This is a genomic window from Aeromonas sp. CU5 (assembly GCF_002586745.1).
Lineage (GTDB): Bacteria > Pseudomonadota > Gammaproteobacteria > Enterobacterales > Aeromonadaceae > Aeromonas > Aeromonas sobria.
This window is the reverse complement of sequence record NZ_CP023817.1, coordinates 2,605,268-2,627,427: the sequence shown is the minus strand read 5'-3', so window position 1 is coordinate 2,627,427 and position 22,160 is coordinate 2,605,268. Positions and strand designations below refer to the sequence as shown.

19 protein-coding genes are annotated in these 22,160 nt (G+C 60.0%); 12 read left to right on the top strand and 7 right to left on the bottom strand.

Going from position 1 to position 22,160, the window contains the following annotated elements; translation table 11 throughout:
- Positions 1–6 precede the first annotated feature (6 nt).
- Positions 7–1,221: a cell division protein ZipA gene (gene zipA / locus CK911_RS11500; protein WP_098970064.1), complete on the top strand. Its 1,215-nt coding sequence runs from the start codon at positions 7–9 to the stop codon at positions 1,219–1,221.
- Between the two features lie 100 nt (positions 1,222–1,321).
- Complete coding sequence (gene ligA / locus CK911_RS11495) at positions 1,322–3,328, top strand: NAD-dependent DNA ligase LigA (RefSeq protein WP_098970062.1); 2,007 nt, start codon at positions 1,322–1,324, stop codon at positions 3,326–3,328.
- Positions 3,329–3,410: 82 nt separating this feature from the next.
- Here the strand turns inward: ligA and CK911_RS11490 are convergent, their stop codons facing one another.
- The gene (locus CK911_RS11490) at positions 3,411–4,385 is read right to left on the bottom strand and encodes an ABC transporter substrate-binding protein (RefSeq protein ID WP_098970059.1); all 975 of its coding nucleotides are present in this window, start codon (positions 4,383–4,385) and stop codon (positions 3,411–3,413) included.
- Between the two features lie 446 nt (positions 4,386–4,831).
- On the opposite strand from CK911_RS11490, the gene nrdD reads away from it, so the two are divergent.
- From nrdD to CK911_RS11470, 4 genes are all read left to right on the top strand, one after another.
- Positions 4,832–6,949 carry an anaerobic ribonucleoside-triphosphate reductase gene (nrdD, locus tag CK911_RS11485; protein ID WP_098970057.1) on the top strand — a complete coding sequence of 706 codons (2,118 nt, stop codon included), beginning with the start codon at positions 4,832–4,834 and terminating at the stop codon, positions 6,947–6,949.
- 100 nt (positions 6,950–7,049) lie between these two features.
- Positions 7,050–7,559 (top strand): anaerobic ribonucleoside-triphosphate reductase-activating protein, encoded by a 510-nt coding sequence (gene nrdG / locus CK911_RS11480; RefSeq protein WP_098970055.1) that lies wholly within the window; start codon positions 7,050–7,052, stop codon positions 7,557–7,559.
- A gap of 64 nt (positions 7,560–7,623) precedes the next feature.
- Positions 7,624–7,794, top strand: a complete 171-nt coding sequence (locus CK911_RS11475; RefSeq protein WP_005343870.1) for a YqaE/Pmp3 family membrane protein — start codon at positions 7,624–7,626, stop codon at positions 7,792–7,794.
- A 178-nt stretch (positions 7,795–7,972) separates the two neighbouring features.
- The gene (locus CK911_RS11470) at positions 7,973–8,365 is read left to right on the top strand and encodes a TonB family protein (protein ID WP_098970052.1); all 393 of its coding nucleotides are present in this window, start codon (positions 7,973–7,975) and stop codon (positions 8,363–8,365) included.
- 56 nt (positions 8,366–8,421) lie between these two features.
- Here the strand turns inward: CK911_RS11470 and CK911_RS11465 are convergent, their stop codons facing one another.
- From CK911_RS11465 to CK911_RS11445, 5 genes are all read right to left on the bottom strand, one after another.
- Positions 8,422–8,778: an MliC family protein gene (locus CK911_RS11465; RefSeq protein ID WP_042058536.1), complete on the bottom strand. Its 357-nt coding sequence runs from the start codon at positions 8,776–8,778 to the stop codon at positions 8,422–8,424.
- 147 nt (positions 8,779–8,925) lie between these two features.
- Positions 8,926–9,684: an ABC transporter substrate-binding protein gene (locus CK911_RS11460; protein WP_098970050.1), complete on the bottom strand. Its 759-nt coding sequence runs from the start codon at positions 9,682–9,684 to the stop codon at positions 8,926–8,928.
- Between the two features lie 163 nt (positions 9,685–9,847).
- Complete coding sequence (locus CK911_RS11455) at positions 9,848–10,840, bottom strand: DUF2955 domain-containing protein (RefSeq protein WP_098972621.1); 993 nt, start codon at positions 10,838–10,840, stop codon at positions 9,848–9,850.
- Between the two features lie 139 nt (positions 10,841–10,979).
- Positions 10,980–12,035, bottom strand: a complete 1,056-nt coding sequence (locus CK911_RS11450) for an HlyD family secretion protein (RefSeq protein WP_098970048.1) — start codon at positions 12,033–12,035, stop codon at positions 10,980–10,982.
- Between the two features lies 1 nt (position 12,036).
- A complete protein-coding gene (locus tag CK911_RS11445; RefSeq protein WP_098970046.1) occupies positions 12,037–12,549 on the bottom strand; it encodes a MarR family transcriptional regulator in 513 nt (170 codons plus the stop codon).
- Positions 12,550–13,523: 974 nt separating this feature from the next.
- Here CK911_RS11445 and CK911_RS11435 point away from each other — a divergent pair.
- From CK911_RS11435 to CK911_RS11420, 4 genes are read left to right on the top strand one after another with little or no spacing between them, the layout of a single operon-like run.
- Positions 13,524–14,840 carry a 2-hydroxycarboxylate transporter family protein gene (locus CK911_RS11435; protein WP_098970042.1) on the top strand — a complete coding sequence of 439 codons (1,317 nt, stop codon included), beginning with the start codon at positions 13,524–13,526 and terminating at the stop codon, positions 14,838–14,840.
- Positions 14,841–14,862: 22 nt separating this feature from the next.
- Positions 14,863–16,413 carry an NAD-dependent malic enzyme gene (locus CK911_RS11430; RefSeq protein ID WP_098970039.1) on the top strand — a complete coding sequence of 517 codons (1,551 nt, stop codon included), beginning with the start codon at positions 14,863–14,865 and terminating at the stop codon, positions 16,411–16,413.
- A 17-nt stretch (positions 16,414–16,430) separates the two neighbouring features.
- Complete coding sequence (locus CK911_RS11425) at positions 16,431–17,999, top strand: sensor histidine kinase (protein ID WP_098970037.1); 1,569 nt, start codon at positions 16,431–16,433, stop codon at positions 17,997–17,999.
- 3 nt (positions 18,000–18,002) lie between these two features.
- A complete protein-coding gene (locus CK911_RS11420; RefSeq protein ID WP_042020115.1) occupies positions 18,003–18,698 on the top strand; it encodes a response regulator in 696 nt (231 codons plus the stop codon).
- Between the two features lie 76 nt (positions 18,699–18,774).
- Here the strand turns inward: CK911_RS11420 and CK911_RS11415 are convergent, their stop codons facing one another.
- Positions 18,775–19,674 (bottom strand): DMT family transporter, encoded by a 900-nt coding sequence (locus CK911_RS11415; RefSeq protein ID WP_098970035.1) that lies wholly within the window; start codon positions 19,672–19,674, stop codon positions 18,775–18,777.
- 233 nt (positions 19,675–19,907) lie between these two features.
- Between CK911_RS11415 and CK911_RS11410 the strand changes: the two genes are divergently transcribed.
- Positions 19,908–20,744 (top strand): AraC family transcriptional regulator, encoded by an 837-nt coding sequence (locus tag CK911_RS11410; protein ID WP_098970033.1) that lies wholly within the window; start codon positions 19,908–19,910, stop codon positions 20,742–20,744.
- Positions 20,745–20,873: 129 nt separating this feature from the next.
- On the top strand, positions 20,874–22,154 hold the full coding sequence (locus tag CK911_RS11405; RefSeq protein ID WP_098970031.1) for a GGDEF domain-containing protein: 1,281 nt from the start codon (positions 20,874–20,876) through the stop codon (positions 22,152–22,154).
- Positions 22,155–22,160: the final 6 nt, after the last annotated feature.

Here is a 22,160-nt window from a genome sequence, read left to right as displayed (position 1 = left end):
CAGCTAATGCAGGAATTGCGTTACATCTTGGTTGCCCTGGGCGGTATTGCTATTGCGGCATTGCTCATTCACGGGTTGTGGAGCAACAAAAAGAATCGTCAGGCGCCGATCAAAGAGAAACCGGCCGGACGAATGGACTCGAAATCGCGGGATCGTGATAACGACAGCTTCGACAGCGATGGCATCGGCCAGGTGCGCGTGGTCGCTGCTGGCCGTCGTGCCGAACCCAAATTGCACAGCGAAGAGAGCCGCCAGCCGGAACTCGCTCGTCGTGCCACTGTTCCTGCGTTTGATGATGAAGACGAGGAAGAGGATCTGCCGCCGCCCGTAGTGCGCAAGCCTGCTGCCCGTCCGGTTCCACCGCCCCCTGTGTATCAGGAAGAAGAGGACGAATTTGACGAGCCTCTGCCAGAGCTTGCTGACGAGGTGCCTGCAGCCCCGGTGCGCAAGCCTGCTCAGGTGATCCGCCGCACCCCGGTACACCGCACTCGTCCCCAGCGCGAACCGATGATCCAGTCGCTGGATGACGAACCGCTGGTCGAGCCTGCTTATGCTACCGCCCCGACCTTTGGTGTTCGTAGCGAGGCAGCCCGTAGCGAGACTGCCAGAACCGAGACTGTCCGTACCGAGAGTGTTCGCAGCGAAACTGTGCGTGCAGAACCGCTCCGTGCCCCCGAGCCGCAATATCAGCCGCAGCCCCGTTATGTGGCGCCTGAGCCGGTATATGAAGAGCCGGTCTATGTCGCTCCCGCTCCGGTAGTTGAAGAGCCGCGCATGGCGCCGCAACCGGTTGAGAAGATTTGGCAGGATGTCTATGTCATCAACCTGATGGGCCGTCCGGGTCATGATCTGCAAGGGGCAACCCTGTTGGCCTCTTTGATGGCGTTGGGCTTCAAATTCGGCGAGATGGATATTTTCCACCGTCACGAAGATCCCAATGGCAAGGGTGAAGTGCTTTTCTCGATGATCAATATGGTCAAGCCGGGTACCTTCAATCCGTATCGGATGGAGCAATTTACTACCCCGGGCGTGTCGCTGTTCATGCAACTGCCGCTGCGTAGCAATACCGCCTTTGCGTTCGAAGATATGCTGCAGGCGGCTGACCAGCTGGCCAGTGATCTCGATGCCATGCTGACGGATATGCATCGTAGCCCGTTGAGCGATGAGACCATCGCCCGCTACCGTCACGAATTGGCTACCTATGAGGCCAGTCGCGACTAATACGCCATACGGGTCGAATGAATAAAAAGTGCGGTACCCAGGTGCCGCATTTTTATTTGTACCCCTGGCTGGATTTTCAATCACACCTCGAGACTTCTCCATGAGCGAAACCCTCTCCCGCCACCGTCAATTGTGTGAACTGCTTACCGAATATGGTCATCAGTACTATGTGCTGGATAACCCCACAGTACCGGATGCCGAATACGATCGCCTGATGCGCGAACTGCTTGAACTTGAAGCGGTCCACCCCGAGCTGAAAACCCCGGCATCACCCAGCGTGCGGGTCGGCGGCCAGCCGCTGACTGCTTTTAGTCAGGTGCGCCACGAGATCCCCATGCTCAGTCTGGACAACGTATTCAGCAGCGAAGAGCTGCAGGCGTTCGAGCAGCGGATGAGCGATCGCCTCAAGCGTGAGGTGCGTTTCACCTTCTGCTGCGAGCCCAAGCTCGATGGTCTGGCGGTGAGCCTGCTCTATGTGGATGGTCAGCTGGTGCAGGCTGCCACTCGGGGTGATGGCGCCACCGGTGAGGAGATCACCGAAAACGTGCGTACCATCAAGGCGATCCCGCTGGTCTTGCGTGGCACTGGCTGGCCCGCCCGGCTGGAAGTGCGTGGCGAAGTCGTTATGCCCAAGGCGGGATTTGAAGCGATGAATGCCAAGGCGCTGGCTGCTGGCGAGAAGGTGTTCGTCAACCCGCGTAACGCGGCTGCTGGCAGCCTGCGTCAGCTCGATTCGCGCATTACCGCCAGCCGTCCCCTGAGCTTTTATGCCTACGGGGTCGGCGTGGGTGGCGATCAGCTGGGCGACTCCCACTTCGATCGTCTCAATCAGCTCAAAGCGTGGGGCTTGCCGCTCAGCCCCGAGGTGAAGCTCAAAGAGGGGGCTGCCGGTTGTCAGGCGTTCCACGACGACATTCTGCTCCGCCGTGGCGAGCTGCCCTATGAGATCGATGGGGTGGTCTACAAGGTTGATGCTATCGCCCTGCAAGAGGAGCTGGGCTTTGTGGCCCGCGCACCGCGCTGGGCGACTGCTCACAAGTTCCCGGCTCAGGAGGAGATGACGGAGCTTGAGAACGTCGAGTTTCAGGTTGGCCGGACCGGCGCCGTGACCCCGGTGGCCAAGCTCAAACCTGTGTTCGTCGGCGGCGTCACCGTTTCCAACGCCACCCTGCACAATGCCGACGAGATTGAGCGTCTCGGCGTGATGATCGGCGATACCGTGATCGTGCGCCGTGCCGGTGACGTGATCCCGCAGATCGTCGCCGTGGTGGAGGCGCAGCGCCCCGTTGATGCCCGCGCGATCCTGTTCCCGACCGAGTGTCCGGTCTGTGGCTCTGCGGTCGAGCGGCTGGAAGGGGAAGCGGTTGCCCGCTGCTCAGGTGGTCTGTTCTGCGAGGCGCAGCGGGCGGCGGCGCTCAAGCACTTCGCGGCGCGCCGTGCCATGGATGTGGATGGCCTCGGCGACAAGATTGTCGAGCAATTGGTCGACAAAGGGCTGGTGAAGACCCCAGCCGATCTGTTTCGCCTCAACGCCATTCAGTTGGCCGGTCTTGAGCGGATGGGGCAAAAATCGGCGCTCAATCTGGTGGCTGCCATCGACAAGGCGCGCAGCACCACCCTGCCGCGCTTCCTGTTTGCCTTGGGGATCCGCGAAGTGGGGGAGGCGACCGCCCTCAATCTGGCCAATCACTTCCTCACACTGGATGCCTTGCGCGCCGCTACCGTGGAGCAGCTGTTGACGGTGGCAGATGTGGGTGACGTGGTAGCCAAGCATGTTTACTACTTCTTGCGCCAACCCCATAACGTGGAGGTGCTGGAGGCCTTGCTGGCTGCTGGCATCCACTGGCCGGCCATCGAGAAGAAGGAAGCAAGCGATCAGCCCTTTGCTGGCAAGACCTTTGTGCTGACCGGTACCTTGACCATCCTCTCTCGCAACGATGCCAAGGCGGCGCTGCAGGCGCTGGGTGCCAAGGTGGCGGGTTCGGTATCTGCCAAGACCGATGTGCTGGTAGCGGGGGAAGCAGCTGGTTCCAAGCTGATCAAGGCTCAGGAGCTTGGCATCACCATCTGGACCGAAGAGGAGCTGCAACAGGCGTTGCAGGGCTGAATAGCCCTCACCAAGCCTGCTGACCGCAGCACCCGATAAAAGAGAACCCGGCATGGCCGGGTTCTCTTTTTTGTTTGGGCGGTCACTCACGCCAGAGGATCTTGTGGCGCCATTTGTCGGGCACGGTGAGCTGCCAGCGGGCCAGTTCGCTCTTGCTGAAGACATATTCGCCACGCAGGGCCGCTCGCGGGGAGATGGTGCGGGGCAGGGTACCCGCCAGTATGGTGTTGATGAGGCTGGCTGCCTGTATCCCCTGATCGTTGCCGTCCAGTACCAGTCCACCGATGGCCATTCCTTTGTCGACGGTAAATTCCCAGAAGCAAAACAGCGGCACCGGGCTGTGTTTGCTGGTCCACTCCAGTACCGTCTGCTCGTCCACATGCTTACCCTGATCATCGACCAGCGTGTGGTAGAGACCGAGGAAGATCGCCTGATAGCCGTTCTTCTTGGCGTTGAGCACCGCCTCCTGCCAGAGGCTGTAGTCGCCCATCAGCTGGCTATTGACCCGGGTTTGGCCGACCCGCAGTTCGGTCTGGGTCTTGAATTCATCCTCGATGGCAGTGAGCGCGACATTGCTGGAATCAAACAGCACCAGCGCCTTCTTGATACCACCCATCAGCTGGCTCATCTCGCTGATGTTGCGTTTGAGCAGGGGGCGTTCCAGCACGCCGGTGATCTTGGGGTGGCCGACAAAGCCCTTGAGGCGGGGGTTCTCGTTCATGCCGAGAAAGACCACTGGGGTGCCCAGTGAGGCGATCTCGTTGGCCAGATAGTTGATGGCATTGTCATCCCCCAGTACCACCAGATCCGGTTTGTTCTTGAGATAGAAGTCGATGGCCCGTTGGGCGATCTCATCAAACTCCTCCCGCGGATGGCGTTTGGTATCCATATAGAAGTGAGAAATCTGATGTTCCCCATCTAATCCGTCCAGCAAGCCTTTGTTATAACTCTGGTCCCAGCGGTATTCGGGATGGTAACTGCTGATCACCAGAATATGGGCGGCATAGAGCGGTAAAGATAGGCTGGTCAGCAGCAGTAGCAGCAGCGACTTGAGCATAACGGCTCCGGTATCAAGGGATAGTGTGTGCCTGCTCAGTATGTGTGGTTTTAGCTGGCACTGTCATCCCGAAATTGGTGCAGCGAGCCGCGATTTTTTTTCAGGTCTCAGGATCGGACGCCAGCCCGCACCACGCTTGAGATTTGATTCGATTGGAGCTTTTTGTGGTTGGTCGTGAACTGTCCCGCTCGCTGAAAAACCTGTTCTGGATCAAGAAATGAGGAGGCGCTTTGGTGCCTAATAGACACCACATATGGGCATGCATTCGTTTTTAATCCCTATATGTTGTGTTATTAAGCTGTGCATAAGCTGTTCCTTTCCTATCTTCAGCCCAGGTTTGTCAAGCCTCGGCTGAATTTATTTGTGTCCAGGATGAGACGCCGGGAGGGGGGCCCAACAAGGGTGAGCCAAGGGCAGATTGCCTGGCCTTTTAACGGGGAAAATCGATGAAACCGGTTGTGATCAAACGTGACGGATGTCGCGCACCATTCAATGCCCAGCTGATTGCAGAGGCGGTCAGCCGTGCGGCAGAAGCGGTCAATCAGGCCAGTTCGGCTCTGGCACTGCGCATCTCAAGCGCGGTCAGTCAGGAGCTGGAAGGGCGTGGTGAAGTCGATATCCACGAGATCCAGAACCGGGTCGAAAACCACCTGATGGCCTCCGACGACAAGGCCATCGCCCGTGCCTATATCGAATATCGCCACGATCGGGATCAGGCCCGCGAGGCGCGCGGTCGTCTGGCGCAGGAGATCCGTGGTCTGGTCGAGCAGACCAACGCCGCCCTGCTCAACGAAAACGCCAACAAAGACTCCAAGGTGATCCCGACCCAGCGCGACCTGCTAGCCGGTATTGTCGCCAAGCACTATGCCACCAGCCACATGTTGCCCCGTGATGTGGTACAGGCCCATGAGAGCGGTGATCTGCACTTCCACGATCTCGACTACTCCCCCTTCTTCCCGATGTTCAACTGCATGTTGATCGATCTGAAAGGGATGCTGACTCACGGCTTCAAGATGGGCAATGCGGAGATCGATACCCCGAAATCGATCAGCACCGCCACTGCCGTGACTGCCCAGATCATCGCCCAGGTGGCGAGCCACATCTATGGCGGCACCACCATCAACCGCATCGACGAAGTGCTGGCTCCCTATGTGACCATCAGCTGGCAGAAGCACCGTGAAGTGGCCGAAGAGTGGGGCATTGCCGATGTGGACGCCTACGCCATGGCCCGCACCGAGAAAGAGTGCTACGACGCCTTCCAGTCGCTGGAGTACGAAGTCAACACCCTGCACACCGCTAACGGTCAGACCCCGTTTGTCACCTTCGGCTTTGGCCTGGGCGACTGCTGGGAGTCGCGCCTGATCCAGCGCGCCATCCTCAGCAACCGTATCGCTGGCCTTGGCAAGAACAAGAAGACCGCGGTGTTCCCGAAACTGGTGTTCGCCATCAAGGATGGCCTCAACTATAAGGTCGGCGACCCCAACTACGACATCAAGCAGCTGGCGCTGGAGTGTGCCTCCAAGCGGATGTATCCGGATATCCTCAACTACGACCAGGTAGTGAAGGTAACCGGCTCCTTCAAGACCCCCATGGGCTGCCGCTCCTTCCTTGGCGCGTACGAGGAGAATGGCGAGCTGATCCACGAAGGCCGCAACAACATTGGCGTGGTGAGCCTCAACTTGCCGCGCATTGCCCTGAAATCCCGTGATGAAGCGGACTTCTGGGATCGTCTGGATGCTGCCCTGCGGGTAGCCAAGAAGGCGCTGATGTACCGCATCGAGCGGCTCGACGGGGTCAAGGCCCGGGTTGCGCCGATCCTCTATATGGAAGGGGCCTGTGGCGTGCGTCTGAAAGCAGACGACAACGTCAGCGAGATCTTCAAGAACGGCCGCGCCTCTATTTCGCTCGGTTATATCGGGGTTCACGAGACCATCAATGCCCTGTTTGGCGGCGATACCCATCTGTTCGATAGCGAGATGCTGCGCCAAAAGGCGATCGCCATCATCGAGCGTCTCAAGGCGGCGACCGATGCGTGGAAGGACGAGACCGGCTATGGTTTCAGCCTCTACTCCACCCCGAGCGAGAACCTTTGCACCCGCTTCTGCCGCATCGACGCCAAGGAGTTTGGCGTGGTATCCGGCGTGACCGACAAGGGTTACTACACCAACAGCTTCCACCTCGATGTGGAGAAGCAGGTCAACCCGTACGACAAGCTGGACTTTGAGGCGCCCTATCCGCCCATCGCCAGCGGCGGCTTCATCTGCTACGGCGAGTACCCCAACATCCAGCACAATCTGGAAGCGCTGGAAAACGTCTGGGACTACAGCTATGACAAGGTGCCCTATTACGGTACCAACACCCCCATCGACGAGTGCTACGACTGCGGCTTTACCGGCGAGTTCGAGTGCACTTCCAAGGGCTTTACCTGCCCGCGCTGCGGCAACCACGACCCCGCCAAGGTGTCGGTGACCCGCCGTGTCTGCGGCTACCTCGGCAGCCCGGATGCGCGCCCCTTCAATGCGGGCAAGCAGGAAGAAGTGAAGCGCCGCGTCAAACATATGTAAGCGCACAAGCGATGAAGAGCTGGCCCCTGACTCAAGGGGCCATTTTCATTGGAGGGCGGCAGCCATGCCGCTGTCCCGTGAACGAGGCAGGAAACAAGCGATGCACTACCACAAATACTACCCGGTCGATGTGATCAACGGCCCCGGCACCCGCGCCACCCTGTTTGTTTCGGGTTGCGAGCATCAGTGCCCGGGCTGCTATAACCAGAGCACCTTGCGGCTCGATGGCGGTCAGCCGTTCGATGAGGCGATGAGCGATCGCATCATTGCGGATCTCAACGACACGCGGATCAAACGGCGAGGTCTGTCGCTCTCCGGCGGCGATCCGCTCCACCCGGCCAACGTGCCCCACGTGCTGGCGCTGGTAAAGCGGGTACGCGCCGAGTGTCCGGGCAAGGATATCTGGTGCTGGACCGGCTATCGGCTGGGCGAGCTCTCCGCTGCCCAGCGCGAGCTGGTTGCCTTGCTGGATGTGTTGGTGGATGGCCGCTTTGAAAAAGCGCTGGCGGACCCGGGTCTGCTGTGGCGTGGCAGCAGCAATCAGCAGATCCACGACCTCAACGCCTGGCGTGAAACGGGTGAGCGGATCCCCTGTCTGGTTTGCAGTTGAAGCCTGGGATGTTTATGGTTAGCCCATTCCTGTCCCGACGACATCATTAATGAGGAGAGCCGAGATGAACAATCTGCTCAAGATCCTGCTGGCCATTTTCCTGCCCCCTGTGTGTGCTTTTATTCAGGTGGGTTTTAGCCTGCACTTTTTAATCAACATTGTGCTGACCCTGCTGGGCGGTCTGCCTGGCATGGTCCATGCGCTCTGGCTGGTGGTGAGCGACAAGCGTGGCTGATGCCACCGGCTGACTAATGAGCTTATTGACGATAAAAGGGCCAACCTCTCGGGGTTGGCCCTTTTGTTCATGTTCATACGAATACTTTTTCGTTAGGATGGGTGACTGACCAATTGGGGCGCGCGTTGAGCGTCCTGCAGTCTGGCAACAAGAGCCGGCAAAGAACAGGGAGCGTTATATGAAGTGGAAAGTCGCAGTATGGTCAGGTCTGGCAGTGACACTGTTGTTGGGGTGCTCATCCCGTCAGGAGGTGGCGCGCGAGCGCGCTCCGATCGTTATCCCCCTTGAGCAGCTTTCCAGCTACTGGATTCAGGAAAATAAGTGGTCATGGTTCGGTGATGATCAACAGGTATTGCCTGCCAAACCGGTCAAGGGGTTCGTGGAAGTGCGTTACCAGATTGACTCCAACGGCACGCCAATCAAGCCGGAAGTGGTGGCCGCAGATCCCCCCGGCGAGCTGGAGCAGAGCGCGCTGGCGACCCTTTCGCGGATCCGTTACAGCCCGGCAGAGGGCAACCCGGATGCCATTCCGGTCGAGGTGACCAACCGCTTCGAGATCGAGATCAACTGATCCCCCACCACTCTGATGCCAGAGAAACAGAGACCCCGGCCAGGCCGGGGTCACGTTTATTGCTGTTTGCAGTCGTTGTAGGCGGTCTGCCACTCGCCATCCTGATCCCGCAGCTCGACAAAGCCCTCATCCCCCTTGTTCCACCAGACGGCCTCATGCTCGTCCGTATAGCGGGCACCGGAGGCCGAAATGGCCTGGGGCAGGGTGTAATCCTTGCCGTCCGGCAGCGACAGCTTGATAAAGCTGAGGCTCTCGTCGGAGAGAGAGAAGTAGCGCACCTGCACCTTCTTGCCCTGCTCGCACTGGTAACTGACCGGCTCGCCACCGGTGACGGAGAGGGTATTGCCCTGATTGCAGCCGGCGAGCAGGCCGAGGGCCAGCGCACCAGCGGCCATCATATGTACTTTATTCATGATTACAGCTCCATTGGTGTCATACGGGCGTGAGCCTAACAGGTTGCCGTTATTGTGCAATCATCGCGGCCATTTGGTGCGTCGCTGGCTGTCCGGCATACCGTCGCGAGTGTGAGGAGAGGATCGGCGTTAGCAAGGCATCCGCCATCAGTGCAAGCCGAGCTGGGTTTCAAACTGGCGGATCAGAGTCTCATAGGTGCCGTTGTTCTTGATCTTCTGCAGCCCCTGCTCGAACCGCTTGGCCAGCGCTTCCCCTTGCGGGGCGTTGCGGGAGAAGGCGAGCCAGAAGCCATCGGTGGAGAGTTTGCCAACCTTGACCACCTTGCCGGTCAGCTGCTTCTGCTGGATCTTCAGGTAGCCCGGCATGCCGTTCATCAGGATGTAGTCGACCCGGCCGCGCACCAGCATCTCGAGGATCTGGGCATCGGATTTGGCCTGAAAGCGGGTGATCCTGGGGTTCTCCATAAAATCGGTGGGGTAGGTGTAACCGAGGGTGATGCCCACCCGCTTGCCCTCCAGCGAGGTGAGCTTGAGATCCCGTTGCGGGTCGCTGGCAAGGGCGAAGATGGCAAGATCCTCCTCGAACATGGGGGTATCGTGCCAGCGGTACTGGTAGCGGTTCTCTTCGGTGATGGTGGCGTTGAAGCACCCCGCAAGTTTGCCGCTTTTCGCATCGTGCATGCAGCGGGCGAAGGGGAGGGTGCGAAACACAATCTCGATCCCTTCGGCGGCGAACACTGCCTTGACCAGCTCCGGCGCCAGCCCGCGAGGCTGGCCATCCTCCTTGTCGCGCTCGCAGTAGGGAGCCCAGTCATCCTCGGCACCAATGATCAGCGGGGCGGCCCCGAGCGAACTGGTGGCCAGCAGCACCAGACAAACCAGCCATTTTTTTAACCACGGAACCATAGGTGCACCTCATCGACAGCAGCCTTACAAGCATAGCCACACTTCTGCGCTGATCCGTGGCGGCAGGAGGGCGGCAAACAAGAGAGACAAAAAAACGCCCCGGCAGGCGACGGGGCGAAAGAGAGCTCATCCATGGGCTGACAACAGTGTTTACAACAGGAAATCAGTAACCGAAGCGGGTTGCCTCGAAGCGGTTGAGCAACCGGTGGATGAGGTAGCAGGCCAGCAGGGTGACCACGATGGCAAACAGGATGCTGCTGACCCGGTAGAGGGCGCTGAACACCAGATCGTTGCCCGGGGTGAGGTATTGGCCAAACAGGATACCGAGGGTGGTGAGGGCACCAAAGCCGACCCCCGAGCCGCCTGCCTCCTTGACGTGGGCATGGCTGAACAGCATGGCGCCGAGCCACAGCAGCGGGGCGACCAGCAGCAGTTGTCCTGACCAGTCATAGAGCAGCAGCTGGCCGAGCAGGCCAAAGGTGACCCCCAGCAAGGTGCCCATCGCCCGTTTGCGGGCATAACTGAGGGCGCCGTTCCAGTGCATGGGGAACAGCACCAGCAGGGTGGTGGCCTGGGCCGACATGGAATCACGCAGATCAAACAGCTGAAAGGTCAGGAACGACAGGGTGGCCACTGTGGCCCCCAGCAGCGCCTCGTGGCGCATCCGGTGCGGCGCCTTGGCGGCGGGTGCCGGTTTCGGTCGTGCCTCCAGGTCGGGGATCAGCGCCGTCATCAGATAGGCGATCAGCACCGACAGGATGTTCGCCCAGATATTGTTGAAAATCAGATCGTTAAGATCGGTCTGTGGATAGCTGGCAAAGTGCAGCATGATGCTGAGGCTCAGCACCCCGTTGGCCCCGAACAGAAACAGGCTGCCCCGCGACATGGCAGCGAAGCGGTAGAGAAACAGCAGAAAGGCGATGGGGGTCATCAGCGCCGGATAGCTGCCAAACAGCCCCCCCAGCAACCCGACCTCCACACCACAGACCACTGCCGAAGCGATAAGCTGGCGGGCGGCATGGCCATTCATCACCGGCACCATCCCCAGCAGCAGCACCGGCGTGACCGTGTAGAAGACCCCGTAACCCCAGCCAAACAGCTTGCAGAGCAGAAAGCCCGTGGTGCAACCAAAGGCGATGCGCAGGCACTGGCGCAGTTCGTTGCCGGTGAGAGGCCGGTACCAGAGGTGGGTGGCAGCCCCGCTGCTGGGGTGGGCTGCAGCGGTATTGGCCGACGGCTGAGTGGCGTGATGAGCAGGTACTGTATTAGTAGACACTTGTTTAATAGACACGTAATTAATAGACATAGTGCAGCAGGCTGAGCAGGTGGATCTGGCCCCGTGCCAGCATGGCAGTCAGGGCATTGTCCGGCAGCAGTTGCACCGTGGCCCGCGCACCGGCTGGCAGATGGTCGGGTAACTGGTCCAGCTCAAGGTGCAGCCGCATCCGCTGGGCATCCCGTACCCAGCGATCCGACTCCACCGGCGCCGCCAGCCGACCATTGGCATCAAACTGACCGGCACTCACCCCGGCATCCAGACTGCTCACCCGGGCAGAATAGATCTGACCCGGCTCGCCATCGAAGGCGACCAGTGCGCGGGTTTGCTCGCCGACATGGCGCAGGCTCTTCTCCCGAAAATCGGCAATGACATCCACCTGTTCCGATACCAGCGCCAGCAGCGGGCTGCCCGCGCTGGCGATACTGCCCGGCTTGAGCTGCAGGTTGGTGATGGTGCCATCCTGATCCGCGTGAACCCGGCTGTAAGAGAGGGCCAACTCCGCTTGCGCCAGCTTGTTGCTGGCCTGGCGCAGCAGCAGGTTGCCATCGCCCATCACACCACGGCTGGCTTTGATCTGGGCCAGTTTAGCCTGACTGGCGCGCAGGTTGGCCTGCGCGCTACGCAGGGTGCTGTCAGCCTCATCTTTTTGTTGTAGCGAAACCATGTGGCGTTGAAACAGGGCATCGGTGCGCTCAGCCTCGCGCCACTTCTGGTTGGCCAGGGTCTCTTTGGCGTTGATGTCGGCAACGGCGGCCGTCAGCGCGGCATCAAGTTCACTGTTCTGTTGTTCGGCCTGGGCCAATGCCAGTCGGGCTTGCTCCACTTCCAGTTCAAAGGGAACCGGATCCAGCGTAAACAGCAGATCCCCTTTCTTGACCTGCTGGTTGTTGTGCACGGCGACCTCGATCACCTTGCCGCTCACCTGGGGGGCCAGCTTGGTCACCACCCGGGTCGCCATCGCCTGAGGGGTGAGGGGCATCAGCAGATCGGCTATCAGAAAATAGGCAAAAAGGGCGGTAAAGCCTGCCATGGACCATTTGATCCAGCGGGTAAATTGTTGATCCGGGGTCATCTTATTCTCTCTCTGTGTCGGTCTCGGGAGGGCTTGTATCGCCTCCGGCCTGTCGGTCGTGGTGCTGTTCAATTTTGCTAATGGCGTTGGCCGAGATCCGCTGCACCGTGGTTTCAAACAGTTGCAGGGTCTGTTCATCGATGCCCCCCAGCAGCTCCCGGCGGATATTCATGATGCGGTCGGCGATCTGATCGAGCAGGGTCTGGCCAGCCGGGGTCACACAGACGATGCGGGCCCGCTTGTCCTGACTGCAGCAGTGGCGCTCAATCAGCCCCTGCTCTTCCAGCTGGCCCAGGGTGCGCATCAGGGAGGGAAGCTCTATCTCAAGGGCTTCGGCCAGGGTCTTCTGGCTGACATGGTTCCCCATGCGGGAGAGCTTCCACAGCGCGGTCCAGCGCGGATGGGTGAGGCCAAGGGGGGCCAGCTCCAGATCGGCGGCAGTACGCCATAGCCGGTGCATCCGCGCTATCTGCTCGGCGAGTGACAGCTCGCGCAACCTTTCCAGATCCGTCATCTTCTCATCCTCAATGTACTTAGCCTGCTAAGTATTCTACTTGTTTAGCAGGCTAAGTAAATAGTGTGATGACGATCATGTTTCTGGTCGGATCTTTCGTCGGGGCAGGTAAGTGGCATTCGAGCCCCTGATATTATTTGCGGCACTTATCCGCTTGTGGCTCTTTTATCGCTCCCGAGATAGCGCCATGAATGGAGGATATCCGGCGGATATTTTCATGAAATTTTCAGGTTCAGCGAGCAGCGCTTTTTTTATCCGCTAATATTGATGGGGTTATAAAATAAGGGGAAACCGGTTGTGGATGGATATGACAGTGGATGTGTGTATCTGGCAATTGAAACGCTGCTGAGTGATGGTGAATATGGTGCAGAGTCACATCATGGGATGAATCGGGAGGGCACTGTCAGAAGTACCGATATCAGTCATGATTTTGACCCCGCCAATATTCCACTGTTGTTGGCAGAATAGACCTGATCGTGTGCAAGCCTTGTGAGTTCAAGCCAGTGCTGTGGTGTTCGCTGGCTTGACTCATCGTTATGTTAATTATCTCCGTTTGCTCTCCCCTCCTGCCGCCGCGCCCCCCCCTCTTTGCCTTGAAAACCCAGTGTAGCCTGCGGTTACAGTCACTTCGTTCCTATGGTTAAACCAGCTGAATGACACTCATGGTGGGTGATGGGAGGGCATGGTCGCGAGGCTTTTCATCTGGCTCTGTTATTGCTTCAACATAACCAGATCATTCTGGCGCTATTAGTACTTTGCAATAAAACAACGGTCATTCGCATCGTTCAATTTATCCCCCAAGCCCTTTGCCGGGTATCGCCGCCGTGACTTGTAGGGTATTGGATGACGGGGTCGGGCGGCGTCATGATGTTTAAGTTTTTAATGTTTTTATATGGCTTTGCAGTCTGGCTAACCGACAGCGGGACGGGGGATCAATAAAGTAGCAGCCACAATCACACGCAGAGCACATAACAATGAAAAACCTCTCGACCCTACAAACCACACAAGAAAAGGCCGCCCTGCTGGGCGGCCAACAAATTGCCGGTATGCCGCTCTTTATATTTCTCGGGCTGGCGACCTGCGTTCTATTTTCCGGCTGGAATGGCTCTCTGCCCCTTGGCATGGTCGGTGCGCTGGCGCTGATGTTCGTGCTGGGTACCCTGCTGACCGAGCTGGGTGAGCGGATCATGCCGATCCGCGAATATCTGGGGGGCGGCACCATTCTCGCCATCTTTGGTGGTGCCGCCCTGTTTGAATATCAGCTGCTGCCGGTGCAGGCGGGGCAGGTCATCACCAACTTCATGAAGGAGGGGGGCTTTCTCAACTTCTTTATCGCCAGCCTGGTGACCGGTTCGGTGTTTGGCATGAGCAGTGCCCTGCTCAAAAACGCCGCCATGCGTTACCTGCCGGTGATCCTGGGGGGCGTGGCCCTGGCGCTGCTCAGCGTCGGCCTGGTCGGCTCCCTGATGGGCTATGGCTTCAAGAATGCCGTGCTGCTGATCGGCCTGCCGATCATGGGCGGCGGTATGGGGGCGGGGGCTGTGCCTCTGGTGGAGATCCTCTCCGGCCCGATGCAGATGTCCAGTGCCGATCTGTTGTCACGGATGGTGCCCGCCGTGGTGATCGCCAACACCCTGGCCATACTGGTGGGCTCCCTGCTGGCACGGCTCGGTCGCCGTTACCCCTCCCTGACCGGCAACGGTAAGCTGATGATCAAAGATAATGGCGAGAGCCTTGCTGACGAGCAGGTGGAAGCACCGACCCTGCAGAGTTTGGGGATGGGGCTCTTTATCAGCTCCAGCATGTTCGTGTTGGGTTCATTGCTGGGCAACTTTATCCCCATGCACCCCTTTGCCCTGATGATCCTGGCGGTCGCCTTTATCAAGGTGAGCGGCCTGTTGCCGCGCCGTTATGAACAGGCAGCGGCCGACTGGTATCAGTTTGTGGTGAGCAATCTTACCCCCTCCCTGCTGGTGGGGATCGGTGTCGCTTACACCAGTATTCCGGAGCTGATTAGCGCCTTCTCAATCAGCTACTTCGTGCTGGTCATGGTCACCGTGATCGGTGGCGCCCTCGGTGCGGCGCTGGTGGGGCGCATGATAGGTTTTTATCCCATAGAGGCGGCCATCACCGGTGGCCTGTGCATGGCCAACATGGGCGGCACCGGCGATGTGGCGGTGCTCTCTGCGGCCCAGCGGATGAAGCTGATGCCGTTTGCCCAAATCTCCTCTCGTCTTGGCGGTGCTGTGATGCTGATTTTGGCCACTGCCCTTATCTCTCTTATCGCGTGATCACCGAATACAGGAAACAGACATGAACGACATCATGATGGGCACCAGCCTGCCCTATGCAGAACGCAAGCGCCAAGGTGTGCGCGGTCGCATGCCCCACAAAGAGGAGTCCCTCTCCCAGCAGCGGCGCCGGATCTATCGCTTGGTCAGCGCCATGCAGAGCCCGTTCGATCAACACCTGCTGCTGCGCCAGCTGCAGGAGGACAACCCTGTGCTGTTTTACGATCTGGTGCGCCACCACCTGCCCGAGCTGCTGCCCATCATCTACACCCCAGTGGTGGGCGAGGCCTGCCAGCGCCACAGCGATCTCTACCTGCGCAGCCACGGCCTCTACCTCTCCTGGCACGATCGGGATGATCTGGACGATATCCTCGAGTCGGTGGAGCAGGAGGTGGACGTGATCGTCATCTCCGATGGGGAGCGGGTGCTGGGGCTTGGCGATCTCGGCATCGGCGGCATGGGGATCTGCATCGGCAAGCTGGCGCTTTACTCGGCGGCTGGCGGTATCAACCCGGCGCGCACCCTGCCGCTCTGTGTCGATGTGGGCACCAATAACCCCGAGCTGCTGGAGGATGACTCCTACCTTGGCTGGCAATCCCAGCGGATCGATGGCGAGAGTTACTACCACTTCATGGACCAGGTGGTGGCCGCCATTCGCAAGCGCTGGCCGCAGGTGGTGCTGCAGTTTGAAGATTTCGCCGGCAAACATGCCGCCAACCTGCTGACCCGCTATCGGGATGAGCTCTGCATGTTTAACGATGACATTCAGGGCACGGCGGCGGTGGCTTCTGCCTGCGTGCTGGCCGGTTTGCAGCGGGCGGGCACCTCTTTGCGTGATGCCCCTGTGTTGATTGTCGGCGCGGGCTCGGCCGGTTGCGGCATCGCCGCCATGCTGGCCCAGCTGGCGGGCGGCAGCGATGGCGTCTGGCTGTTTGATCAGGATGGGGTGGTTTGTGGCGATCGTCCCACCCTGACCCGTGCCCAGCAGCCGTTTGCCCGTGCCGTGGAGGAGGGTAACAGCTCGCTGCTGGAGACCATCCGCCAGGTGCGCCCGGCGGTCTTGATCGGGGTGAGCGGCCAGGGTGGCCTCTTTACCCGTGAGGTGTTGCAGGCGATGGGGGAGGTGTGCGAGCAGCCGGTGATCCTGCCGCTCTCCAACCCGACCCGCAGCGCTGAGGCTACCCCCGAGCAAGTGTGGGCCGCCACTGATGGCCGTGCCCTGCTGGCCACCGGCAGCCCCTTTGCGCCGGTGACGGTGGCAGGGGATCGGCGGGTGGTCTCCCAGTGCAACAACGTCTATGTCTTCCCGGGGATTGGTCTGGGTGCCTGCGCGGTCAAGGCGCGCCGTATCAGCGATGGCATGTTGCTGGCCGCAGTGCGGGCGGTTGGTGCTTACCCACTGCTGGCGGGCCGACTGCTGCCCCCCATCGAACAGGTCGGGGAGGTGGCCCGGGCGGTCGCCAGCGCGGTGGCACTGGTTGCCAGAGAGGAGGGATTGGCCGATTTTACTGGCGATCCGGCACCTTTGATTGACCAGACCTGGTGGCATCCGCACTATTGGGTCGCATCCTGACGTTTTAAGGTTCTTGCATGAAACTTCGCCATCAGCTGGTCACCCTTTCGCTCGGGCTCTCTCTGCTGCTGATCCTCATCCTGGGTAGTCTGCTCGCCCTGTTTATCCGCCATCTGCTGGAGAGCAATCTGCAGGAGAAGGGGAGCGATCTGGCCCGGGTCATGGCGGCCGATACCCGGGTGGTAGCCGCCTTGCGCAAGGGTGGTGATCCTACTCTGCGGGATTATATGGAGGGTGTCAGTAGCCGCACCGACGCCACTTATATGGTGGTGACCGACGAACATGGTCGTCGTCTCAGCCATCCCAAGCCGGAGCTGGTGGGGCAGAAGTTCCGTGGCGAGGATATCTGGCCCGCGTTGCAGGAGCGGCGCAGCTACTGCTCCAAGGATCGGGGCACCATGGGATTGGCGATCCGCTGCTTCTCGCCGGTGCTGGGGGCGGATGGCCGCACTATGGGGGCTGTGGTGGTCGGTTATCTGATGCAGCAGGTGGAGGGTATCTATATGGAGCGGGTGGCCCTGCTTATCAGCGCCATAGTTGCGGTGCTGGGGTGCGGCCTGCTGCTGGCGCTCTGGGTGCAATACCTGCTGCGCAAGACTTTGCTGGATCTGGAGCCAGAGACCATTGTGCGGCGCTTCACCCTGCAGGATCTGGTGCTGGAGCACATCACCGAAGGGGTGATTGCCCTCGATGGCCACGGCCATATCAGCATGATCAACAGTACCGCCAGCTATCAGCTACGGTTGCCGGCCACCGGGCGTCACGCTCTGCTGGGGCAGTCACTGGCGGAGCTGGTGCCGCCGCTTGCCCCCTGTCTGGATCAGGAAGCCGGGGAGGTGAGTTTCACCATTCAGGGGGAGTCCTTCGTTGGTCGCTGGCAGGCGGTGCAGGGCAAGGTACCGGGTCGGCTGCTGATCTTCAGCCGACCTGAAGTGGCCGCCAGTCTGGGGGTGCAGGTGACCCACTTGCGTCAGTATGCCGAGATGCTGCGGATGCAGAGCCACGAGTTTGCCAACAAGCTGAGCAGCCTTTCTGGCCTGTTGCAGCTGGGTCACGTGGATCAGGCGGTAGAGCTGATCCAGCAGGAGAACGACGCGTGTCAGACCATGCTGCAGGAGCTGCTGCACCTGATCGACAACAAACCGGTGGCGGGGCTTATTCTTGGCAAGTTCAGTCGGGCCCGCGAGCTGGGGGTGACCCTGGAGCTCGATCCCGACTCGGCGCTGGCGGAGTATCCGGCCTCGGTCTCGGCCGATCTCATCACGCTCATTGGTAACTTGTTGGACAACGGCCTGCAGGCGGCCTGGCGCAATCGGCAGCAGCGGCCGCCCCGGGTGCTGCTCTCTCTGTGCGATGTGGGGCGGCGGCTGGTGATCGAGGTGGAGGACAGCGGCGAAGGGGTGGATGAAGAGCTGGCCGATCATCTGTTCGATTACGGGGTGAGCCGCCAGAGCGGTGATCACGGGGTTGGCCTGTTCCTGGTCAAGGAGACCGTGGGGCGACGTGAGGGTGTGATAGAATGGCGACGAACCGCCGAGCAGACCACCCTGTTTGGTATCTACTTGAATAAAAACCAATTAATGTGAGCCATGGACCCAATAATCACGCTTGTTATTGAAGATGATGATCGGATCGGTGCCATCTTGGCAGAGCTGGTGGCGGCTACGTCAGGCTTCGCGCTGCTGGGCCGGGCCGGTACTTTGGCCCAGGCCGATGCCATGATGGCCGGTGCTGTGCCCCAACTGCTGCTGGTGGATGTCTCCCTGCCCGATGGCTCCGGCCTCGAATGGGTGAGCCGTCTGCGCAGCCACAACCGCGAAGCCTACGTCATCATGGTGACCGCCTCGCGGGATGTGGAGACCATCCAGCAGGCCCTCAATCTGGGGGTTCATGACTACGTCATCAAGCCATTGCGGCTGTTTCGCATCCAGCAGAGTCTGGACGAGATCCTGCAACTGCACCGTAAGCTGGGTGAGCGGGGTCGGCTGGAGCAGGAAGATCTCGACAAGCTGTTGGGCAAAGGTGGCCGCTCCCAGCCCAAGGAGGTGCGTATCACCCCCAAGGGGATCGACAGCATCACCCTACGTCAGGTGCTGGATCTGCTGGCCGGTGAACCGGACAACGTCTTCTCCACCGATACGGTGGCGCTGCGACTGTCCCTCAGCCGCACCACGGCGCGCCGCTATCTGGAGTATCTGGAGTCGGAAGATCGGGTGGATGTGGATCTCAACTACGGTCAGCGGGGTCGGCCGGAGCGGCGCTACCGCTGGCGCCGGGCGGGTTGAGGTGCCCACTGGCAAGCATTGCAGAAACAACAAGGGAGCCATTGGCTCCCTTGTTGTTTCTGGACACAGTGCAATTTCAAGCGGCTTCCCGTTCGGCCACCGGCACACGTCTCTTCAGCTGGGAGGCCATGACCCCACCCAGGATGAGACCGCCACCCAGCAGGTGATAGCCGTGGATCGGCTCCCCCAGACTGATGACCGCGATGAGCGCGGTACAGAGCGGCAGCAGGTTCATAAAGACCGAGGTACGGGCGGCCCCGAGGCAGACGATGGCGCGCATCCAGCAGTAGGGGGGGATCAGGGAGGAGATCAGCCCGGCAAACAGTACCAGACCCCACCCTTCGGCAGGCACCGCCAGCGAGTCGGCGCAGAGTGCGACCGGGATCAGCAGCAATACCGCCAACAGGATCTGCATATAGAGGTTGAGCCAGGGGCCGAACGGCAGATGCCAGCGGCGAACCAGCAGACCATAGAGGGCATAGCTGACAGAGCCCAGCAACATCATGCCATCTCCCGGATTGATGCCATCGTGCAACAGCGCCAGTGGCTGGCCCTTGCTCAGCAGCCAGAACACCCCGAACAGGGAGATGAGCATGCCAGCCAGTGCCTGCTTGCCGGGGTGCTGGCTAAAGAACATGGCCCCCAACAGCAGGGTCAGCATCGGGATGAGCGAGCCGATCACCCCCATGTTGGTGGCCGAGGTGCTGTGGGCGGCGTAATAGGCCAGACACTGGAACAGCACCATGCCGAGCGCGGCCAGCACCAGTAGCTTGCCAAACCAGGGGCGGATTTCGTGGCGGCGGCGCCACAACTGGGGCAGGCAGAAGGGGGTCAGCGCCAGGGCGGCGATCAGCCAGCGGTAGAAAGAGATGGCGGCCGGGTCGATGACGCTGGCGGCGGCCTTGGAAACCACAGTATTGGTAGCCCAGATCAGTACCGCCATCAGCGGAAAGAGAAGGGGGGAAAAGACTCGCATTAAATGCTCCTTATTATCAGGAGGCCAAGTCTACTATTGTCTTTATATTATCAAGTAGCGTAAAACAGACAGATGACCCAGCAGAAAAGACAACTCTTTCTGATACTGCTTATCCCGACTCAATGGCGTTGGTTTCACCCGAACCTTGTTGTTGCCACTTATCTTGTCCAGACGCCATGCCCGAGGGGCGTTGCATCGATGACTCTCCTCCCTCTCGCTGACAAGGAGTGCTGATGGCAACCCATCACTATCAGCCGGTAGATGTCGATCTGCCCGCCCCCAATCCGCTCTATTTCAGTTATCAACAGGTGCTGGCCGACAGCGCGACCGTGCTGCACTCCCACCCCTGGGGCCAGCTCAATATGATCAGTCTGGGGATCATGGAGATAGTGCTGGGGGAGCAGCGGCTGGTGGCGCCAGCCGACTACCTGATCTGGGTGCCGGCGGATCTCGATCACACCTCCTACAACGAGCAGGCCCTCGATTACACCTCCATCTACGTCAGCCACCAACTGGCGGCCAAGCTGCCGCCAGAGCCAAGGCTGCTGTTGCTCACACCGTTAATCCGGGCCCTGCTGGCCGATTTTTGTGAACGCAAGATAGGCCATATGGCGGATGCATGGGATCAGCATCAGGCCGAGTTACTGGTAGAAAAACTGACCCGTACCCGCAGTCAGGAGAATTACCTGCCGATGAGTCAGGACAAGCTGCTGGCCCCCATGCTGGCAGTGCTGCACAGCGATCCTGCCGATCCCCGCACCCTGGCGCAGTGGGCCGGGCAACTGCACACCACCGAGCGTACCCTGGCACGGCGTTGCCTGCGGGAGCTGGGGATGAGCTTTGGTCAGTGGCGGTCGCGCTTGCGACTGCTCAAGGCGCTGGCCTGGCTCAAGGGAGACATGCCTATTCAGGAGATCAGCTGGCGGCTTGGTTACGGCTCTACCTCGGCCTTTATCGCCATGTTCAACCGGGAGTTGGGCTGCTCGCCGCAACGTTATCGCCTGCAGTCGGCAGAGCGGGGGGGCGCAATGGTGGGAAAAGGTGACGATGATCTGCGCACACCTCGATAAGTGACCTGTTTCTTGTCGTGCCAGGGGTTATCATAGCGTTTTGTTATCGTCGGCCATGATGGGCTCGCAGATGAATTGTTCTGCCCGAGTCAGTGGCCTGCGTTTCCATATTGACGCGATGGGGTCAGCATGATCGCTTCCAGTTCCCGTTTTGCCGAGTCGCTGTTCTGGTATCTGCTGGCGTTGACCGGCTGCTCCATCCTGCTGTTCGAGTTCGGCCCCGAAAGAGTGCTAGATATGAAGGGATGGCCGCTCTCCGTGACCGTACAGCAGGCGGCGGATGCTGCGCCGGGGTCGGTGCGTGACCACCCCTCGGCGGATGGTAACCCCGGGGTTGAGTGCATTCTGGCAGCCAGTCCGGACAGTTATCCCAGTTGCGGCTTGGTCCTCACCCTGACGTCGCGTGAGCAGGGGATTAATCTCGCCCGTTTTGACATGCTCCATATTCGTTTGAGCGTGACAGGAGAAGGGGCGCAGGATTGGCGCTTCTATCTGCGCAACTACAATCCGGTGTTCGGCAAGATGGATAACCCGTTGCAACCCAAGTTTAACGAAATCATCTTTCGCCCGGCCGATTACGGCAAGGCTCATGAGGTGCCGCTGGATGTATTCACCCCGGCGACCTGGTGGATCAAGCAATTCAATGTGCCGCTGCAACAGCAGGGGGCGAATTTGACTCGGGTCTATGCCATCGAGGTGGTAGCGGGTTCAGAGATGCCGCCCGGCAAACACGGGGTAGTGATCGAGGAGCTGCAATTTCATGGCCCCTGGCTCGATGCCAGCCTCTTTTATCGGTTGATCCTGCTGGTCTGGTTTCTCTATGGCTGTGCGGTTTTTCTGGTCAACCATCTCTATATGAAACAGCGCTTGCAGCATGCCCATCAAGCCAAGCTGGAGGTGGAGGCGCTCAACCGTACCCTGAGCGAAGAGAGTCGCCGCTCCCGCGAGCTGGCCTGTTACGATCCGCTGACCGGTGCCCTCAACCGTCTTGGTGGTGAGCGACTGCTGGCCGAGATAGGTGAGCTGGCTTGCGCTGTTATCTATATCGATGTGGATCACTTCAAACAGATCAACGATACCCATGGCCATCCGGTGGGGGATGAGGTGCTCAAGCATCTGGTCAGCGAGATCCTGCTGCAGTGCGATCCGCTCTGCCATCTGGTGCGTTGGGGTGGGGAGGAGTTCGTGTTGCTCTGCCTCCATTACGACGAACTGCGAGCCTGTGCGTTGGCCGAGCGGCTGCGTGCCAAGCTGGAGGCTGATCCTCACTGGCCGTCGGCCTTGCTGGTGACAGCCTCGTTCGGTGTGGCCGAGCGTGAGGGGGATCCGCTGGAGCTGTTGCTCAAGCGCGCCGACGAGGCGCTCTATCAGGCCAAAAAGCGGGGTCGCAACCGGGTGGAAGTGAACTGACCGCAG